The sequence below is a fragment of the Algibacter ulvanivorans genome (assembly GCF_048381495.1).
GTDB lineage: Bacteria > Bacteroidota > Bacteroidia > Flavobacteriales > Flavobacteriaceae > Algibacter_B > Algibacter_B ulvanivorans.
In genome coordinates this window covers 251,730-271,051 of the sequence record NZ_JBLWGD010000005.1, presented here as the reverse complement: position 1 = coordinate 271,051, position 19,322 = coordinate 251,730, and the positions used below count along the sequence as shown (strand labels likewise).

15 protein-coding genes are annotated in these 19,322 nt (G+C 29.2%); 5 read left to right on the top strand and 10 right to left on the bottom strand.

The features are described from left to right. Positions 1 to 11 precede the first annotated feature (11 nt). Positions 12 to 1,739, bottom strand: coding sequence for a TonB-dependent receptor (locus ACNG5D_RS13450; RefSeq protein WP_418184045.1), 1,728 nt, complete (start codon positions 1,737 to 1,739; stop codon positions 12 to 14). A gap of 34 nt (positions 1,740 to 1,773) precedes the next feature. Next, a complete protein-coding gene (locus ACNG5D_RS13445) occupies positions 1,774 to 4,791 on the bottom strand; it encodes a tetratricopeptide repeat protein (protein ID WP_418184044.1) in 3,018 nt (1,005 codons plus the stop codon). 198 nt (positions 4,792 to 4,989) lie between these two features. Between ACNG5D_RS13445 and ACNG5D_RS13440 the strand changes: the two genes are divergently transcribed. Then, a complete protein-coding gene (locus ACNG5D_RS13440; protein ID WP_418184043.1) occupies positions 4,990 to 5,673 on the top strand; it encodes a cell division ATP-binding protein FtsE in 684 nt (227 codons plus the stop codon). On the opposite strand, the gene ACNG5D_RS13435 is transcribed toward ACNG5D_RS13440, so the two are convergent. Together ACNG5D_RS13435 and ACNG5D_RS13430 are read right to left on the bottom strand one after the other, a co-directional pair. Further along, positions 5,670 to 6,788: a glycosyltransferase family 2 protein gene (locus ACNG5D_RS13435; RefSeq protein WP_418184042.1), complete on the bottom strand. Its 1,119-nt coding sequence runs from the start codon at positions 6,786 to 6,788 to the stop codon at positions 5,670 to 5,672. The genes ACNG5D_RS13440 and ACNG5D_RS13435 overlap by 4 nt on opposite strands. Continuing rightward, positions 6,778 to 8,034 (bottom strand): hypothetical protein, encoded by a 1,257-nt coding sequence (locus tag ACNG5D_RS13430; protein ID WP_418184041.1) that lies wholly within the window; start codon positions 8,032 to 8,034, stop codon positions 6,778 to 6,780. Before ACNG5D_RS13430 ends, ACNG5D_RS13435 begins: the two co-directional genes overlap by 11 nt. 406 nt (positions 8,035 to 8,440) lie before the next feature. Between ACNG5D_RS13430 and ACNG5D_RS13425 the strand changes: the two genes are divergently transcribed. Continuing rightward, complete coding sequence (locus tag ACNG5D_RS13425; RefSeq protein WP_418184040.1) at positions 8,441 to 9,295, top strand: glycosyltransferase; 855 nt, start codon at positions 8,441 to 8,443, stop codon at positions 9,293 to 9,295. Beyond that, positions 9,295 to 10,230 (top strand): glycosyltransferase family 2 protein, encoded by a 936-nt coding sequence (locus tag ACNG5D_RS13420; protein ID WP_418184039.1) that lies wholly within the window; start codon positions 9,295 to 9,297, stop codon positions 10,228 to 10,230. The genes ACNG5D_RS13425 and ACNG5D_RS13420 overlap by 1 nt, the downstream gene beginning before the upstream one ends. Before the next feature lies 1 nt (position 10,231). Here ACNG5D_RS13420 and ACNG5D_RS13415 read toward each other — a convergent pair whose 3' ends face one another. The 6 genes from ACNG5D_RS13415 to typA form a co-directional block, all read right to left on the bottom strand. Next, positions 10,232 to 11,311, bottom strand: a complete 1,080-nt coding sequence (locus ACNG5D_RS13415) for a glycosyltransferase (RefSeq protein ID WP_418184038.1) — start codon at positions 11,309 to 11,311, stop codon at positions 10,232 to 10,234. Between the two features lie 8 nt (positions 11,312 to 11,319). Then, a complete protein-coding gene (locus tag ACNG5D_RS13410; RefSeq protein WP_418184037.1) occupies positions 11,320 to 12,630 on the bottom strand; it encodes a phosphoethanolamine transferase in 1,311 nt (436 codons plus the stop codon). A gap of 319 nt (positions 12,631 to 12,949) precedes the next feature. Next, positions 12,950 to 14,230, bottom strand: a complete 1,281-nt coding sequence (locus ACNG5D_RS13405; RefSeq protein ID WP_418184036.1) for an O-antigen translocase — start codon at positions 14,228 to 14,230, stop codon at positions 12,950 to 12,952. Between the two features lie 34 nt (positions 14,231 to 14,264). After that, positions 14,265 to 15,566, bottom strand: coding sequence for an O-antigen translocase (locus ACNG5D_RS13400; protein ID WP_418184035.1), 1,302 nt, complete (start codon positions 15,564 to 15,566; stop codon positions 14,265 to 14,267). Between the two features lie 178 nt (positions 15,567 to 15,744). Next, positions 15,745 to 15,978: a uroporphyrinogen decarboxylase gene (locus tag ACNG5D_RS13395; protein ID WP_418184034.1), complete on the bottom strand. Its 234-nt coding sequence runs from the start codon at positions 15,976 to 15,978 to the stop codon at positions 15,745 to 15,747. 1 nt (position 15,979) lies between these two features. Beyond that, a complete protein-coding gene (gene typA / locus ACNG5D_RS13390) occupies positions 15,980 to 17,779 on the bottom strand; it encodes a translational GTPase TypA (RefSeq protein WP_418184033.1) in 1,800 nt (599 codons plus the stop codon). Positions 17,780 to 17,953: 174 nt separating this feature from the next. On the opposite strand from typA, the gene ACNG5D_RS13385 reads away from it, so the two are divergent. After that, positions 17,954 to 18,313 (top strand): hypothetical protein, encoded by a 360-nt coding sequence (locus tag ACNG5D_RS13385; RefSeq protein WP_418184032.1) that lies wholly within the window; start codon positions 17,954 to 17,956, stop codon positions 18,311 to 18,313. 183 nt (positions 18,314 to 18,496) lie between these two features. Next, positions 18,497 to 19,315, top strand: coding sequence for a 3-deoxy-8-phosphooctulonate synthase (gene kdsA / locus ACNG5D_RS13380; protein WP_418184031.1), 819 nt, complete (start codon positions 18,497 to 18,499; stop codon positions 19,313 to 19,315). Positions 19,316 to 19,322 lie beyond the last annotated feature (7 nt).

Here is a 19,322-nt window from a genome sequence, read left to right as displayed (position 1 = left end):
TTTAAAAATAGCTAAAAATCAAACTTATAGGTAGCTCCGGCTAAAAACTGTATACTTTGTACCGGAAAATTTTGCCATTTCTGGTAGGCATTATTTGCCATATTATTGGCTTTTGCAAATACTGAAAACTGATTATTTATGTGATATCCCACATGCGCATTGGCATCAAAATAACTATCTAATACAACTGTAAATGGTGTTGTTGCTGTTATACCATCGTTTAAGAAAAATTGGTCTTTACGCTCTCCAATATAAAATAAATTTGCACCTGCAAACCAATGTTGATCTATTTGGTAATCTATAAATAACGAGCCTTTAATGTCTGGCAAATTCCAAGCTTCGTTTTCATCATCAGTATCATATGAAAAATACTCTGCTTTTAATCCTAATTTAAAATTTCTGTTTACATCAACATTAATTTCGCCAGCCACACCAAAGGTTTCTATATCATCGTAAACTACACCAAAGGAGTTTCCGTAAGTGTAATTTTCGTTTGTTAAAGTTATTTCGTTATTTTTATATAAAGCTTTGTTTCTATCGGCAACATAACTTCCGCTAACATTATAACTCATATTACTAGAAAGCTTTCCTTTTAAACCTACATAGGCATTATATAATTGGTCTGTTGGTACTATAAATAATGTTGGCGATACAAATGGGTTTTCGTTTGCAAAACCATAATAAGAATTCTGAATTAAATCACCTTTAACACCGCCGTAGGCTATTAACACATCATTCACTAACCTATAGGTTGCCGAAATATTTGGGTAAACATAAAAATTGTTATCTCCAGAGGCTTTATCGTTTAAATAAAATAACGACACCCCTAAATTAACCGTTAAATCGTCTTGTTTTAACTGGTATGTTGGCGATAGGCCAACTTGAAAATTTCCGTAATCTAATGTATTTGTTGTCGTATAACCTCTATCAAAAGTACCGCCTAAATAATCTATTTTAAGGTTGGTAGAAATTTCAACATCATTAATAGGCACATCGACTTTTGCTTTTGCAATAAACCTATTTTCTCCAGAACCTTGATTGTCTCCAAAACGTCTAAAAAAGAAACTTCCGGAGTTTATATAAGTATCTTCAAAAGCTATATCGCCACCAAAATGAGCATCATAAAACGAGTGATCTACCTCTATATTATTAGCTTTTGCTTGTGCTATTTGAGATTCTGGAACACCATACCAATTATACATTTGATGCTGAAAACCTGCTTCAACATTCCATGATAAATCTCGTAATTTACTTGAGTAGTTTAATTCAATCTTAGAGTTTGAAAAATCATCATTAAAGTCTACACCTTCAATACCTCCCGCAGATGAATGATGGCTTACATAACCTCCAACACTCTCGTTTCTACTAATAGCATGATTTAAATATACTTCGCCCAAAATAGTTGTATATGTTCCTACGCCTAAAGTGGCATAATTATCAAATAATTTGGTTGGTGCTCGCTTTTCTACAACCGCTGCTTTACCCTTTGCTGGCGTAAAGGTTGATGCTACAGGAAACGAAAAAATATTGTATTTAATTTCTTTTTTTGTTTCGGTTGTTTCGTCTTCTAAAACTGGTACTTCTTTAACTTTAAAAGCATCAGAAATTGTGGGCACATATGGCTTAACAACATCTATAACCCCTGTATTTATAGTATCGTTTTTAGTTCTTTGAGAAAATCCTAAACTTACGCTTAATACTAATATAGCTAGTAAAATATATTTTATTTGCTTACGCATATTTTTATGTTTTGATTTATGATTGATGATTTTATTATTCTGGTTGAATAGACGAGTTTGTTTTTGCTTCTTCTCGCTTTATTGTATTAAGTTCGGTTTGGGCTTCGGCAACCACATCATCAAACTCAGGAAAATTTTGAATAACACTTTCTAGAATATAGGTAGCCTGAAAAGCATCATTTAAGGCATAATAATTCTTTGCCATTAACACTAAACCTTTTGCGCTGTAATACTTATAACCAGAAAAATCTTTAGCTAATTTTTGAACCGATTTGTTTGAAGCTTCATACTTACCTTCTTTATTTTTAAAATAAGCGTTGTAATACAAGGCTTCTGCTGCAGTTTTTCCTGTTGCTACACGCTCTAAATTAGCATATGCTGTTTTTGCTTTAGCTTCATTACCTGTTTGTATTGCAGAGCGTGCAATAATAATATGAGCATCGGCTTTAATTTTATTATCTATTGTAGCGCTTGCTAAAACTTTTTCGGCATAAGAAACCGCATCATCATATTGTTTTAATTCGTAATTAGCTTTCATTAAATTAGATTGCGCAAATACAATATTTTGCGGATAATTCGCCTCTGCTTCTAATCGTTTTAAAACTGGCATGGCTATATTCCAATTTTTAGCTTCTAAATAATATTGAGCTAAACGAGTTAGTGCTTCTTCAGTAAACTCGTTCTGGCTAGCATCGACTACGTATTTATAATGCGGTGCTGCATTTTCTAGCAAATCTTTTTTATAATATAATTGCGCTAGATAGAAGTGCGATTGCAATGCATGAATACCTTTAGGAAATTGGTTTAAGTAACCATTAAATTGCTTTATTGCTTTATCTGTATTATTATCTAAATACTGTTTTTCGGCAGCTATGTATGTTGTATTGTCTAAATCGGCATCGGTAACCTCTACATAATCAAGTTGCTTAACCCAACTCGCATACTCATCTACTCGACCTAAATCGATATAAATTAATCTTGCTGTAGAAACAGCCTGAACTGCCTCTGGTGTTCCTGGGTAATTGCCGGCTACTTTTTTAAACTTAGTTAATGCGTGCTCGTTTTCGTTTCCATTGTAATAAACTAAACCTTGGCGCAATAAGGCTTTAGGCACAAAGGAACTCATTCTATACTCGTTAGCCAACTGGTTATAAGCTTTCATTGCTTTATTGGTTTGGTTGGCTTTTACATAAGAGTTTCCTAATTCATAAAGTGCATCGTCTCTTAATTTCGATTTAGAATATTCTGATACAAACTGTTCTAATTCGGTTATTTTTTTTGATGTATTACCAGCATAACCAACACTTATTGCTTTTTGAAACGCAGGGTAATCGGGCTCTATTTCATTTAACTGAATGGCTTTTTGGTATGCTAAAATAGCATCTTGGTACTGACTTGAAACAAAATGCCCATCGCCTAAACGCAAATATGCATCGTTTAACCTAACTTTATCGGTAGTTTTATTTGAAATGAATTGATTAAAATGTGTTGTGGCTTTTGTGTAGTTTTTTAATTTAAAATAAGTATACGCTAAGTTATAATTTATGTTTGCCATTTCTGGAGTTGCTGATGCTTCGGTTTGTTGCTCAAACTGTTTAAACCCTATTAATGCATCATCATAATTAGTTAAATTATAATCGGCTTCGGCCTTCCAAAAGGTTGCTCTAGCTGTATATTTTTGGTCTTGCGACTCATTTAATGAAGTATCAAAAAGTAATTCGGCTTCTTGATAATTACCTTCATTATACAACTCTAAACCTCTATAAAAAGCTACTTTTTGATAAGCTACTTTATTTTTAAAACTCTTTTTACCTTCTAGTAATTTTAAAGCTTCTTTATAATTTTTTGAAGTAATATAAGAATCTATTAATAAGGTTTCTATTTCTTCTTTATAACTGGTATCTGGATACTTGTTTAAATAAGCTGCTAAAACCTGTGGTGCCGATTGATATGGGTTACCAATTTCATAGCTAATTTTGGCATAATTTAACCAAGCATCTTCTTGAATCTTTAAATCGAAATTCATTTGCGATGCATTTCTAAAGGCGTTTAAAGCTTCTTGTTTTTTATTTAAATTAATATAACTTTCTCCTAAATGATAGTATGCATTTTGTGCAATAGCATTATTTCCGCCTACTATTTTATTAAATTCTGAAATGGCATTTTCATAATCCTTTTGTTTATAATAGGCATAACCTAATTGATAAAAATCGGTATTATTCCATTTGCCTCTTTTACCTTTATACTCAGTTAAATAAGGAATTGCTTCGGCATATTTTTTTAAATTAAAATAACTTTCGCCTATAATTTTAGAAAGTTCGGACACTTCGTTTTCATCACTATTATCTATTCTTGCTTTAGCCAACTCAATAGCTTTATCAAATTCCCCTAATTTAAAGTTTAAATCGGCCTGATAATAAGATAACTTTTCTTTGTATCGCTCTTGGTCGCTTACTTGCTCGAAATACTCGTTTGCCCTATCGTAGTCATCACCTTCATAAGCCATAAAACCTATATAATATTTGGCTTGCGAACCAAATTCTGGCGAGCTTTCTACTTTGCTTAAATATTTTTTTGCATCTTTATACTGCTTGGTTGTAAATGCGGTATAACCATTATTAAAATAAAATTTTTCGCGTTCTTTTCTTCCTAAAGCGCTTTCATCTACTTTGTTATACCATTTTCTTGCGTAAGCGTATTTTGAGTTTTCAAAATAATAATCGGCTACATCTACAAAAGCCGTATTCTTTTTTGTACTTGTTGGATATTCTTTTACAAAATCTTCAATTAATTGATCGGCATTTTGCTGATTTAATCGTACTGCGCAATTAGCAATATAATAAGCGCAATTAGATTGCACAATATCTTCTTTAGCCGTTTTTTTAACACTACTAAACATAGATTGCGCAGCTTGGTATTGCTGATTATTATAAAGTGTTAATGCTTTTTGATAGTCGACCAAATCGCTGGTATACGTTGCCGATTGCTGAGCTGTAATTTGAAGACTAAAACTTATAGCAATTACTAATAAAACAATACTTTTCTTAGTCATTTTAGGATTAATTTTTAAATTTAAAATCAAAGATAAATTAATATGAATCTTATAACGAAATAATCGTGCCATAATTATAATGTTATGTATTAAATGTTAATTTTTAATTGAAAATATACCAAAGTTTTATGCGTTAACTTTTAAGATTTAACTTTTTAGTAATACATTTACAACACGTTTAAATTACAATTTAATTTCATGCCTACTCCTATTTTACAATTAAAAGATGCTTCAATTTACCAAGGCGAAAGCTTAGTACTCTCTCATGTTAATGTAGAAATTAATAAAGGAGATTTTGTATATTTAATTGGAAAAACTGGTACTGGAAAAAGTAGTTTTATGAAAACACTTTATGGCGATTTACCTCTTACTGATGGCGAAGGGCATATTGTAGATTTTAATTTGAAACAACTAAAAGAAAAAGACATTCCTTACTTACGTCGTAAATTAGGAGTGGTTTTTCAAGATTTTAAATTGCTTACAGATAGAACTATTAACGAAAATTTACTTTTTGTTTTAAAAGCTACAGGCTGGAAAGATAAAGACAAAATGAAAACCCGTGTTGAAGACGTTTTAACCAAGGTTGATATGAAAACTAAAGGTTTTAAATTTCCGCATGAGCTTTCTGGTGGCGAGCAACAACGTGTTGCCATTGCAAGAGCTTTACTTAACAACCCAGAACTTATTCTTGCCGATGAGCCTACTGGAAATCTAGACCCACAAACCAGTATTGAAGTTATGGAAGTGCTTCAAGATATTAATAAAAATGGCAATACTATTTTAATGGCTACTCACGATTATGCCTTGCTACTTAAATATCCTAGCAAGACTTTAAAATGTGATGAAAACCAAGTTTATGAAGTAGTACAGCGTAAAGGTTAAATTTTATCGTCTTTTAACCCAAGAATACTAAAAAAGAAGCTAAATAAAACCAATTGAATACCTAATACCATTACAATTGTTGCAGGTACTAATGTTTTAAGGATTCTCACTAAAGTTATACCTTCTTTAAAACCTAAATAATACAAAAACACTCCTACACAGGTGCATATTGTCCCTACAATTAACCCCCTTTCTAAAGTAAAGTATTTAAATAAATTATTGTACCCTTTTTTACGAGGTATTAATCCATGGTTTGTTGCATATATTTTAGTAAGTGCATAAAAAACAACAAATTGAAAACTAATTAAAAACAAACCTGCAAATAAAGGCAACCACCACAAACTATCGGCTTTATAACCAAACAAAACAGCTAATGACCCACCGCTACCAATAAACATAAAAAAGATTCCAGGTATTAAAAACAACCATTTAGGGCTATATAAAAGTAAAAATCTTAAATGTCTCCAACCATCTGGAAAAGTTCTTAAGTGAGCTTTTCTGGTTCTACCTGCAGGGAAAACAGTTGTTGGTACTTCGCTAATATTTAGATTAAGCATTGAAGCTTTTACTATAATTTCAGAAGCAAACTCCATACCTGATGTTGATAAATTCATTTCGTCATATGCCTTTCTGGTAAAACCTCGTAAACCACAATGAAAATCGCCCACATTGGTATTAAAAAACAAATTACCTAAAAATGTTAAAACAGGGTTTCCTAAGTATCTATGTAAAAAAGGCATGGCTTCTTTATTTTTTTCGCCTTTAAAACGGTTACCCATAACAAGATGATTACCTTCTCGCAATTTTTCAACAAAAGCATCTAAATTTAAAATATCATGACTATCATCTGTGTCGGCCGTAATAATATACTTCCCTTTAGAGGCATCTATGGCTCCACGAGATGCATTTCCATAACCTTTTTTTTTAACATCAACTACAACGGCTCCTAAATTTCTTGCAATATCTTGTGATCCATCTGTGCTTCCATTATCTCCAATAACCACTTCCCCATTAATGTTATTGTTAGCCATAAATTTTTTAGCCTTTTCTACACAAACTGCTATAGTTTCTGCTTCATTTAAACAAGGCATTACAATGGACAGCTCAAGATTCATGTATATTTTTTTTATTTAAAATTTCATTAATTAATACTAAAAACAAAGCAAAAATAAACCAATCGAAATAAAACGTATATCGCTTAATAGAATGTATTACTAATGCTATAAGTGTATTATTTGCAAACATAAACAAGATGGTTAAAGCCGTAAACTTTAAAATACTATTATTGTGTTTTCTTAAATAAACGATGCTTAAAACCATTAACATTAAAAAGAAAAGCATTTGTTTAGCTGTGTTAAACGAGTTTTTTAAATTCTTAAAAAACAATGTAAACCAAGTTTTAAAATTTGTTTTAATCAATGGAAAAAACATCTTTTTACACAATGCATTTAACGCAATATTCTGTTCTACAAAATTAAGTCCTTTATCTTTAAAATACTGCAAACCTAACTCATAAATTCGTCTATTACATATTTCTGGGAAATGATCATGATAAAATACATATTTATCTATTCCAGCAGCTTCACTTTGGCTATGTGTTAACTCTGCTTCTTTTAAACTATTATGAATTAAGTTGAAATATTCAATTTCTTCTTTATTAGAGAAAAGAGTAACATCGCGCTCTGTAGACACATAAAACGGAGAGGCAATTAAGTGTACAAAATTCATTGAATTATTTACAAAATGGCCAAAAACTACTTTATTATAAACGCGTTCTGATAAGCTTGAAATAATTGGAATAATTAATATTAAAATAAAAAAATTAAAGTTTTTAGCATATACTTTTACTTTTAAAACAATATATAAAACGACAAGTAATAGAACTGGTATTACCGTTAAAAACTGCCCTCTTGTAAGAATAAGGATAATTAGCAGAGGGCATATTTTATAAAGATAAGTTAGCTTTTCTTTAATAATCATTTTAAGGCTTAAGCTAAAAATTATTAAAAAAAGTGGATATGTTATTGCTTCAGATAAAATAGCATTTCCTAAGTCATGCAAGTAAACACATGGTGCCAAACAAATAATTTGAATAATAATTAAGCTTATTTCTGAAACCCTAAAAATATCTTTTAAAGTATCCAACAAATAATTAACACCTATAATTATAAAAATATACTGAATAATTAAAAGTGGTATTTCAAAACTGGCACCAAAAACACCTCTAACAATTTTAAGAAAAACACAGTAAACAGGGCTATGGTTAAAAGCCATATCTAGAAAAGTATAACTATCAGGAAAATACACAGCGCCTCTAAAAAGTACTCCACCTCCAATTAGTACGTATATAATAATCTGCAATATTTTATACACACTAAATCCTTTATTTTTAAAAAAAATCAAACTATAAAAATCTATTGTTTCACAAGCTAATATAAGTCTTTTACTTTATTATTTTTTTATTAAATAAACTAAATTAATTATGCATAACTTCGTTTTTTAATTTTAAGAAAAGTTATTAAAACATGTATCATTTCCTTAAAAAAAACGTTAAAACAATAATCCCTAAAAAAAGTGTAGTTAAAAATGAATTATTATTTATAAAAGTCTATACTCTTTTTTTATTGGCAAAAATAAAGCGTGTAACATTTGCACAACAAAACTACGCACTTTTATAACTTTAAAATAACGATTTGCTATGTCCATCTTGTCGCAGCTTATATAGAAACCACTATAAAATTTAAAAAAACAACTTAGTAATTTTTTTATGCTTTCAATACTAATTCCAACTTATAATTTTGATGTAACCTTGTTAATTAAAGAGGTAAACAATCAATGCATTGCGAATAATATTGAATATGAAATTTTAGTTTATGATGATGCATCAAAACCTAAATTTAACAAAATAAACCAATGGATAAACACTTTATCAAATTGCTGTTTTAAAATTCTCAAAAAAAATATAGGAAGAAGTGCCATTAGGAATTTATTAGGAAACGATGCTAAATACAAAAACCTACTTTTTATTGATGCTGGCACAACTATAAAAAACTCAAATTATATACAAAACTACTTAAAACATATAAACGAGCACGTTGTAAACGGAGGTATGGTTGCCAAAAGTAAAGCCGTAGGTAAACCTTATAAACTTAGATGGCTTTATACAAAGTATAGAGAGCACAATGCTTTATGTTCGTCTAATTTTTTAATAAAAAAAGAAGTTTTTGTAAAATTTCCTTTCAATGAATCTTTAAAAAAATATGGTTTTGAAGATGTTCTGTTTTTTGAACAGCTAACTAATAATTATTTGACCATTAAAAGAATAAATAATCCTGTTATACATTCTGCAGACGATGATGCCGAAACTTTTATACAAAAAACTGAATGGGCAATAAATAATTTAAACCTATTAATTGAAGATGACTTATTAAGCCCTGATACCGTAAAAATTTATACAGCTTATTTAAGTGTTAAAAAAATGAGATTAACATGGTTAGCAGCAAAAGCTTATAAACATTTAAACAAATTATTCCTTTTAAACTTTAAATCTAACACGCCATTTTTATTCCTGTTTGATATTTACCGTTTAACTTATCTTTGCTACATTAAAACAAAAAATTAATGCCATTTTTCTCTATAATAATACCTCTTTACAATAAAGAAAAGTATATAAAAGATACGCTTAACAGTATACTAAGCCAAACCTTTAACGATTTTGAAATTATTATAATTGACGATGGCAGCACAGATAATAGTTTTAAAATTGCTTCGGAATTTAAAGATGAACGGATACAAATAATAAGACAAAATAACACGGGTGTTTCTATTGCCAGAAACAATGGTATAAAAGTCTCGAAAGGCAAATATATTGCTTTACTTGATGCTGATGATACTTGGTATACTAACCATTTGTATGAACTAAAAAAACTAATTCTTTTATTTCCTAACGCTGGTTTGTTTTGTAATAATTATGAGGTGTATTACAATACAGAATTTAAAAAAGCAGCTCAGTTTAACTTTAAATTTAATAACAACTGTTTAATTGTTAAAGATTATTTTAAAGCTAGCATAATCAACTCTGTTGCTTGGACCTCTGCCGTTGCTTTTTCAAAAGAAAACTTTTATTTAGTAGGGGGATTTAAAGAACAGTTTACTGGTGCCGAAGATTTGGATTTATGGATTAGGTTTGCTTTAAAATTTAAAACTGCTTTTAATCCAACAATAACAATGTCTTATAAATTATATGTTAGTGAAAGCTTATCGAAAACTGAGTTTAATGCTATGCGATATGACTTTATAAATAATTTTAATTATGAAGAAAATTTAAACGCTTCTTTAAAATTATATTTAGATATAAACCGTTATGCTGCTGCTTTAAGAAGCAAGGTTAATGGAGATATTAACATTTACAAAAAACTTAAGTCTGAAATTAAATATTCTAATTTAAACTTAAAGCAAAAAATTCTTTTAAATACTCCTCGTTCTATTATAAAGCTTGCAAAAAAAGTGCAAAACCATTTAATAAAACGTGGTATTTACTATACAGCTTTTAAATAATTTAAGACCTAGATTTTAATAAGTCGTCCCATTTTTTTGCAATATACTCTGTAGAATAAACACTAACGCTTTTTTTAGAATTCTCTTTACATTTATTATATAGTAACGTGTTAGCTACAAATTGGTTAAATGCCAATGCCAAAGCTTTACTATTATAATTTTCAACTAACAAACCATTTTCTTCGTGTTTAATAATTTCTTTTGGGCCAGATTTACAATCAACAGATACTACAGGTGTTTGGCACGCTAAAGATTCGATTAACACCATAGGAAAACCTTCATGCTTACTTGTTAAAACCGTAAATAATGCCTTTTTAACATAGGTAAACGGATTTTTTATATACGGCTTACACTGCACCCAATCGTTAAGTTTCAAGTCTTTTATAAGGTTTTTTATTAAAGAAAGATCTTCTCCGCTTCCAACAATATATAATTTAATATTATGGTTAATTAAATTCGACTTTTTATAAGCTGTTAATAGTAAACTAAAGTTTTTAACACTTTCTTCTAACCTACCATAAAACAATATAAATTTTTGGCTATCCAAATTAACATGTGAAGCTTGTTTTTCAATAGATTTAAAATCTATCGCGTTATAAATCTGGTGGCAATTTTTAAGTTGATATTTTTTTATTACTTCTTCTTGAATTGCTTTGCTTACTGTTACTATTGTTGAATTGTTTTGGTAAAGTATTTTAGCTAAAAATCTAGATTTAGGGAAATAACTTTTTAAATAAAAGCTGTGCACAACTGGTATTATGTGTCTTGCCTTAAAAATAAATTTATATAATAAATACTCTTTAATAAAGGTTTGTCTTGGACGATTATCTATAATAAAATCAAAACTTTGAGCATTAAAATACGATTTTAAAGTCAATGCTTTTTTTAAACTAGAATGGCTACCTTCTGTTTCTTTATATAAGTTAAATATGCTTCCTGAGTAATTGTAATCTATACTGTTTTTGGTAATAAGTATATGCACATCATAATTTAAACCTGCTAACATTTGCGATAATAATGCACTAAAACGTTCTGCACCACCATTACTAAGCGATGTGGCTATTATGCATACCTTTTTCATTTTATGAATTAATTATTAAAATAAGCATCAAAATCAATTGTACTTTTTATAATTCTTTTTCTGCTCTTAAAATTTTTATTAAAAATACTTTTTGTAGTATCTACCAAATTAGCTTTTACACTTATTAAATCTGCAATTGAGTGAAATAAATCATCAGTCATATATGGTCTGTCTGCATCAAAAAACAATTGTTTTGATGCTTTATATTTCTCTGATCTCCATAAGAAAAAAGGTATTTCAAACATTTTTTTAGAGTAAATATCTTCATTATGCCCTGCTAAATTTATATCGTCATACATTTCTTCTCCATGGTCTGAAAAATATAATGCAAAGCTATTTAAATTTAAGTCTTTTAACCTAGAAATAATTTCTGAAATAATAAAATCGTTATACAAAACTGCATTATCGTATTGGTTTATTTTAGTTGCACTTTCCTGAGTTAGAAATTTAGTTTTTGGTTTGTTTTTAAATTTATTAAACGTTTCTGGATATCTATATTCATAATTATAATGTGTTCCCATTAAATGAATAAAAACAACCTTTTTCTTTATATCGTTATTAATAACCTTATTAAACTCATGCAATAATTCGCCATCTAAAACTTTACTGTATTTAGCAATTTCTGTTGATATAAATTTATTATAATTTGAAGACATTGCTATTTTAGTAATCATACTTTCAAATGGTCCTAATGGTCTCTGGTTTGATAACCAATAGGTATTAAACCCAACTTGATTTAGCAATTGAATTATAGATCCTTCTGAAATTTTTTTAGGGTTTTCATAATTACCTAAAGTTAAAATTTTGGTTATTGCACCTATAGAATATACATGTGGGCTAATAACATTATTGTATACTAATAATTCATTTGTTAAACTATCTAATTTTGGTGTGGTATTCCTATAGTAATTGTATAACCCTAAATGGCTTCGCGATGTAGATTCGCCTAAAATTATTACATAAAGTTCTTCTTCTAAATTCTCATCTCTTATAGCATCATTAAAGTTAACATTTTTTTTAGTAGCGTAAGCATCTAACTTCTTTGAGTCGACATAATACTCTGTAGCAGATTTTAATACCAAATAGGGCATATTATAAATAATAAAATCTGAAATTTTTAAAAATACAAGGATTAAAATAAATAGAATTGAAACTTTAAATTTAAACGGCTTAGATACTTTTTCCTGTTTAAAACCTATTTTTTTTAACAATAAAAATAAGGCTAAAACAAAAATTAAAACTGTTATTATTATTACTTGCAAGTCTACATAAAACTTAACAAACTCTTTACTTTCATCAAAGTTAGTGTCTAAAGCCACAAAAATAGCCGACGAACTGAGGGATACTTTAAAAAGGTAATAAAAAATAGTTTCGAAATAGACACACAGTGTAAAAACACAAAAAGCGGTTTTAAAATAAATAGATTTAATTTTGGTGCTAAAAAAATAAATTGGACAGATTAAAGCAATAGCAAATAAAATGTTTTCTATAAAATTAAAAACTAAGTGAGATGAAAAATGACTTGTAAATAACTCAAACAAAAAAGCTAATACCACTAAAGGTAAAAATCTTAATATTATTTTAATAAAACTACTTACCATTAAAATGTTATTTAATCTAAAAAATATTAATCATGGACTATTTTTTTAATAACGTATTTCTCAAAATAAAAAGAACAACTAATAAAAACAAAACATACCTAATAAAATGTGCGATAACTACACCATCAGTACCGTAAATATCTATAAAATAAACCGAAAAACCATAAAACATTAAAACAGATAATACTTCTGTAAAAATAAAATATCCTACTTGCTTTTTGGCAATAAATTGATACGATAAAACAATAGCAATAAACTTAACTAAATCGCCCAGTAATTGCCACTTAAATAAACTAGCCATGCCTAAAAACTCATTAGTATATAACGTTTTAATTATTAATTCTTTAAACACAAAAACCAACAACATACCTACAATTAATAATGGCAATAATAGCTTATAAATTCTTACTACTTCTCTTCTAAAATCAATAGTATTAGAAATTTTAGTATAGACTGGTAATATGTACAAAGAAAAAATAGCAGCCGTAAACTGCATATACACTTTAGAAATAGAATGCATTGCTGTCCAGTTACCAGCATCAGTAACACTTACTTTGGCTTCTATTAAATTTCTAATAGCAATATCTGTAATATTTACACAAAATAGAACGACTAACGTCATTAAACTATATGCTAAAAGTTGGTTTTTAAACTTTAACTTAAAAGAAATATGTTTAAGGTTAATAAATTTATTATAGGTTTTTAAACTAAAAATTAGAAAAATTAAAAACTGTGAAATAGGAATGATACTTAATGCCAATAAACTTCCCAACAGCCCTAATTTATAAGTTAAAAACACAATTAAAACTGTGCTTACTAGTGCTCCTATTAAGCCTATTTTAGAAAATAATTTATATGCCGACAAACCATTTAACAAAGCATACAAAACTGCAGTAACACTTATAAAAGGTATTATAAAAGCTAAAATTTTAAAAACAAAGCCAAAGTCTTTTTCAATACCAAAAACAACATTATTTAGTGTATTAGCCCAAAAAAACAAAACAATAAAAGAAATTATTGAAGCAATAATAGAAAAAACAAATACGGTTGAAAATAAACTAGTAAGTTGCTTTTTATCTTCTTTAAACTCAGAAATATATTTTACTAAACCATCAGAAACACCTAAAATTGAAAATTGTTCAATAAAACTAACAACATTCTTTAAATTACCTACTAGAGCAATACCTTCAGCTCCAACTAAAATAGCTAATGCTTTTTGAGATATTAATGAAAAAACCATTCTAACAGCTACTAATAAGGTATTAGCAGATGTAACCTTAATTAATAAATTATTTTTTATAAAATCTGGTATTTTCAATACTTTACATAAGTAAATTAAAAAAAAGAAATATTTATTCTTCTTGACTTGCTAAACCAAAAAGTGAGCTTCCAAAAATAAGCAATACAATACCGTAATACATAATATAACTAACAAAGTGAGCTATTACAGCCCCCTTTACATGGTCTAATAAATCTATAAAATAAACACTTGTTGTATACAAAATTATAATTAAAAAAGCTTCTGTTAAAATGTAATGCCAAAACATTTTTTTAGCTAAAAACTGATAAGCAATTATAATGGATAATACTTTTACAAAATCTCCCAATAATTGCCATAAAAATAAATCTGCAACAGGTTCAAATTCCTCAGAAAATATAGCAAGTATAATATGGTGTCTTAATAAATAAACTAAAAACAATCCAATAGCTAAAATTGGTATTATAGTTTTATAAAAGCGTAACACCTCTTTTCTAAAAGCCTTAATTCCGTTTATTTTTGCGAATCTTGGTAATAAATATATAACTACCATAGCACTAATAAACATTAAATAATAGCTAGATATTCTTGTCATGGCTTCCCAAAAACCAGCATCTTTATACCCTATATTATCTATAATATAAGACCTAATGGCTATAGCTACAAAAGGCAACAAAACAGTTGTAAATAAAGCCATTAAACTATATGGATTTAACTTTTTAAAAACACTATAACTTACATTACTAATCTTTATTTGATTTACTAAACTTTTTCTATTAATAATAGCTACTAGTGTAATTAAGAATATTAAAGATTCGGCAATGACTACAGATATTAATGCACCATCTATTTTATTCTGATAAATTAAAAGTAATGCTATAGATACACTTAAAATTTGTCCAATAATATTTATTATAATAAGGATTTTATACTTTGAAAATCCATTCATTATAGAAAATGAAAACATATTTAAAGCATAAAAAGGCAGTACAATTGCAAATATTTGAATTACGTAAGCATAATCGTTATAGGTAGGAAATATAATATCGTTTATCCACTCTGAATTAAAATAGCAAAAAAACGAAACAATTATAGTTGAAACAAAGCCCACATAATAAACCGTAGAAAGTGTTTTGCTTAGCAGTAAAGTATTGTCTTTAAATTTTGAGATATACTTTACAATACCTTTGTAAAAGCCAACTGTGGCTACGGTTTGAAAAGCTCCAACAAAGTTTCGTAAATTACCTATTAATGCTAAACCTTCGGCACCAATAAAAACAGCAATAGCTTTAGATGTAAATATACCAGCCAATATTCTGGTTATTACAGAAACCATTTGCAATGAGGTAATTTTAGCTAAAACCTTATTGTTAATATAGTGTATTAATTTTTTCAATTAATATATGTGGCATTTTATTTAGTTCTAAAAACTTTTTTTTCATATATAATAAACGTTATTTAGAACTTATTATTTTCTACTATATACTAGAGCTATCAAATATACAAAATCATTTTACGTTTGGAGATTTTCATTAATAAAACCACAAGGTTTTAAACAAACAAAAATAGATTTCTTATTGCTTTTTTTGTAACAAATAGTATATATTAATACCCAAAATAGCCAAATTAGTAATAATTATGGGCTTTGAAATAGGCTGAAGCAAAATACCATAAAAAACAAATAGTAAACACCCAAAGGAGTTTACTATTCGTAATTTATTAACAGATTTCATTAAGAACGAGATTAAAACGGTTGCCATTGCAGCATAACCAACCCATTCTACCCATGAAACTCCTAAGAATTCCATACTATATAGATTTATTTCGTTTACGCTCTACCTCTGTTAAATAGATTTTACGTAAGCGTAAATGGTTAGGTGTAACCTCTACATATTCATCTTTTTGAATATATTCTAAAGCTTCTTCTAAAGAGAATTTTATTGCAGGAACAATTTTAGCTTTATCATCTGCTCCGGCACTACGTACGTTACTTAACTTTTTAGTTTTAGTTACATTAACTGTCATATCATCACCACGAGAGTTTTCACCTATAACTTGGCCTTCATAAATATCTTCTCCTGGGTCGATAAAAAACTTACCTCTTTCTTGTAATTTATCAATAGAATAAGGTATAGCTTGTCCTTTTTCCATAGACACTAAACTTCCATTTTGTCGCTCTGGAATACCGCCTTTTAATGGCTGATATTCTTTAAAACGGTGTGCCATAATAGCTTCACCAGCAGTTGCTGTTAATAATTGGTTACGTAAACCAATAATACCTCTAGAAGGAACAACAAACTCGCAAACCATACGCTCGCCTTTAGCTTCCATGCTTAACATTTCACCTTTACGTAAGGTTACCATTTCTATAGCCTTACCAGAAACGGTTTCTGGCAAATCAATAGTCATTTCTTCAACAGGTTCGCATTTTACACCATCAATTTCTTTAATAATAACTTGTGGTTGCCCAATTTGTAGCTCGTAACCTTCACGACGCATGGTTTCAATTAAAACAGATAAGTGTAATACACCACGACCAAAAACCATAAATTTATCGGCACTATCGGTCTCTTCTACTCTTAAAGCTAGATTTTTTTCTAACTCTTTAGTTAATCTTTCTTTAATATGTCTAGACGTTACAAACTTACCGTCTTGCCCAAAGAAAGGCGAGTCGTTAATTGTAAACAACATACTCATGGTTGGCTCATCAATAGCAATGGTTTTTAATCCTTCTGGATTTTCAAAATCGGCAACAGTATCACCAATTTCAAAACCTTCTAAACCAACTATAGCACAAATATCTCCTGTTTGTACTTCTTCTACTTTTAAACGACCTAGACCTTCAAAAGTGTGTAATTCTTTAATTTTATTTTTAACAATAGAACCATCTCTTTTTACTAAAGATATTTGTTGTCCTACTTTTAAATTTCCTCTGGTTAAACGCCCAATAGCTATTCGGCCTGTAAATGAAGAAAAATCTAACGACGTAATTAGCATTTGCGTTGTACCTTCTTCTATTTTTGGTTCAGGAATATGATCTATAACCATATCTAGAAGTGGCTCAATATTTTCGGTTTGCTTTTGCCAATCTTCGCTCATCCAATTATTTTTTGCCGACCCGTAAACGGTAGGAAAATCTAATTGCCACTCTTCGGCACCCAATTCAAACATTAAATCAAAAACCTTCTCGTGCACCTCATCTGGAGTACAGTTTTCTTTATCAACCTTATTAACAACCACACAAGGTTTTAAACCTAAATCGATAGCTTTTTGTAAAACAAAACGTGTTTGCGGCATAGGCCCTTCAAAAGCATCAACGAGAAGTAAAACACCATCGGCCATATTTAAAACACGTTCTACCTCACCACCAAAATCGGCGTGACCAGGCGTATCTATAATATTAATTTTAGTGTCTTTATAAATTACAGAAACGTTTTTAGATGTAATAGTAATACCTCTTTCACGTTCTAAATCGTTATTATCAAGAATTAAATCACCTGTATTTTCGTTTTCACGAAACAATTGGCAGTGATACATAATTTTATCAACCAAGGTAGTTTTACCATGATCTACGTGTGCAATAATTGCAATGTTTTTAATCTTAGCCATAATAGTGCCTTATTTTAAGCGTGCAAAGGTACGCTATATTTAATTTTAAATCTATTTAATTTAACAAATTACTAGTATAAAAAGTTAATTAAATGTTATAATCATGGTTTTTAAAAACTTTTTCGCAAAAAATAACGTTTAAATTCACAAAGCATAATGCTAAAAAAACACATAATGAAACCCTTATCTAAATATACAAAATTTACGCCATATCTTTATTTTACTGCTATTACGGCCTATTGGTTTACTATTGTAAATAAAAGCGAAGGCATTACAGCCTACCCTATATTATTATTTGGCATTCCTTTTTTATGGCAAATAATAAAGCCAAATAAAACTTTAAATTTAACATTAGGCATAACATTTGTTTGTGTATCGTCGTATTTAATACTCGCTTTTATATCAGATATATTACATATAATATCATTTTCTGGCCCTATAAAACAATTTTTATTACCTGGTGGCCTATTTATTTTTGCAAACCTTATCATGTCTCTTTGGATTATTAAAAACAGCCTACACAAAAGTTTTTAATGTAAATAATGGCGTTACCCAAAGGGTCGGGCTTTCACTACTCGCTCCCTCCTATGGTCGGGGAGCTTAAACACACCGTTCAATCCCTAACGCGGTACATTTTACAAAAGCAAGTAATAACATTAAAGATAAAGCTTTTTTAAAACTCCTTTTTGTAACTTTGCAGACTAAATTTTTAAGCAAATGCAACTTACCGAAGTTCCAAAATTAAAACACACCAATTCTAATAATTTCTTTTTATTATGTGGCCCTTGCGCCATAGAAGGCGAAGACATGGCTTTACGTATAGCCGAAAAAGTAATTAACATTACAAATAAATTAGAAATACCTTATATCTTTAAAGGTAGTTTTAAAAAAGCTAACCGTAGTAGAATAGATAGTTTTACAGGAATAGGAGACGAAAAAGCTTTAAAAATTCTAAAAAAAGTATCCGATACGTTTAATATACCAACAGTTACCGACATACATGAAGTAGCAGATGCTACCAAAGCAGCCCAGTATGTAGATGTATTACAAATTCCTGCGTTTTTAGTTCGCCAAACCGATTTGGTTGTTGCAGCAGCCAAAACAGGAAAAGTAGTTAACTTAAAAAAAGGACAATTTATGAGTCCTGAAGCCATGAAACATGCCGTACAAAAAGTAAAAGATGCAGGCAACCATAAAGCATGGATTACAGACAGAGGTACTATGTTTGGTTATCAAGATATGATAGTAGATTTTCGTGGTATACCAACCATGCGTAAAATGGCACCAACCGTTTTAGATGTAACACACTCTTTACAACAACCAAACCAATCGGTTGGAGTAACTGGAGGCCGCCCAGACATGATTGAAACCATAGCCCGAGCAGGCGTTGTAAATAATGTAGATGGCTTGTTTATTGAAACGCATTTCGATCCTGCAAACGCAAAAAGCGATGGTGCTAACATGCTACATTTAGATAATCTAGAACAACTACTTACAAACCTTGTAGCCATAAAAAAAACGGTAAACGCCCTATAATTTTTAT

Excerpts from the sequence above, each read along its gene's own strand:
- typA (WP_418184033.1), bottom strand. The coding sequence starts at position 17,779 with ATGGCTAAGATTAAAAACATTGCAATTATTGCACACGTAGATCATGGT.
- ACNG5D_RS13420 (WP_418184039.1), top strand. The coding sequence starts at position 9,295 with ATGCCATTTTTCTCTATAATAATACCTCTTTACAATAAAGAAAAGTAT.
- ACNG5D_RS13425 (WP_418184040.1), top strand. The coding sequence starts at position 8,441 with ATGCTTTCAATACTAATTCCAACTTATAATTTTGATGTAACCTTGTTA.
- ACNG5D_RS13450 (WP_418184045.1), bottom strand. The coding sequence starts at position 1,739 with ATGCGTAAGCAAATAAAATATATTTTACTAGCTATATTAGTATTAAGC.
- ACNG5D_RS13415 (WP_418184038.1), bottom strand. The coding sequence starts at position 11,311 with ATGAAAAAGGTATGCATAATAGCCACATCGCTTAGTAATGGTGGTGCA.
- ACNG5D_RS13385 (WP_418184032.1), top strand. The coding sequence starts at position 17,954 with ATGAAACCCTTATCTAAATATACAAAATTTACGCCATATCTTTATTTT.
- ACNG5D_RS13440 (WP_418184043.1), top strand. The coding sequence starts at position 4,990 with ATGCCTACTCCTATTTTACAATTAAAAGATGCTTCAATTTACCAAGGC.
- ACNG5D_RS13435 (WP_418184042.1), bottom strand. The coding sequence starts at position 6,788 with ATGAATCTTGAGCTGTCCATTGTAATGCCTTGTTTAAATGAAGCAGAA.
- ACNG5D_RS13395 (WP_418184034.1), bottom strand. The coding sequence starts at position 15,978 with ATGGAATTCTTAGGAGTTTCATGGGTAGAATGGGTTGGTTATGCTGCA.
- ACNG5D_RS13445 (WP_418184044.1), bottom strand. The coding sequence starts at position 4,791 with ATGACTAAGAAAAGTATTGTTTTATTAGTAATTGCTATAAGTTTTAGT.
- kdsA (WP_418184031.1), top strand. The coding sequence starts at position 18,497 with ATGCAACTTACCGAAGTTCCAAAATTAAAACACACCAATTCTAATAAT.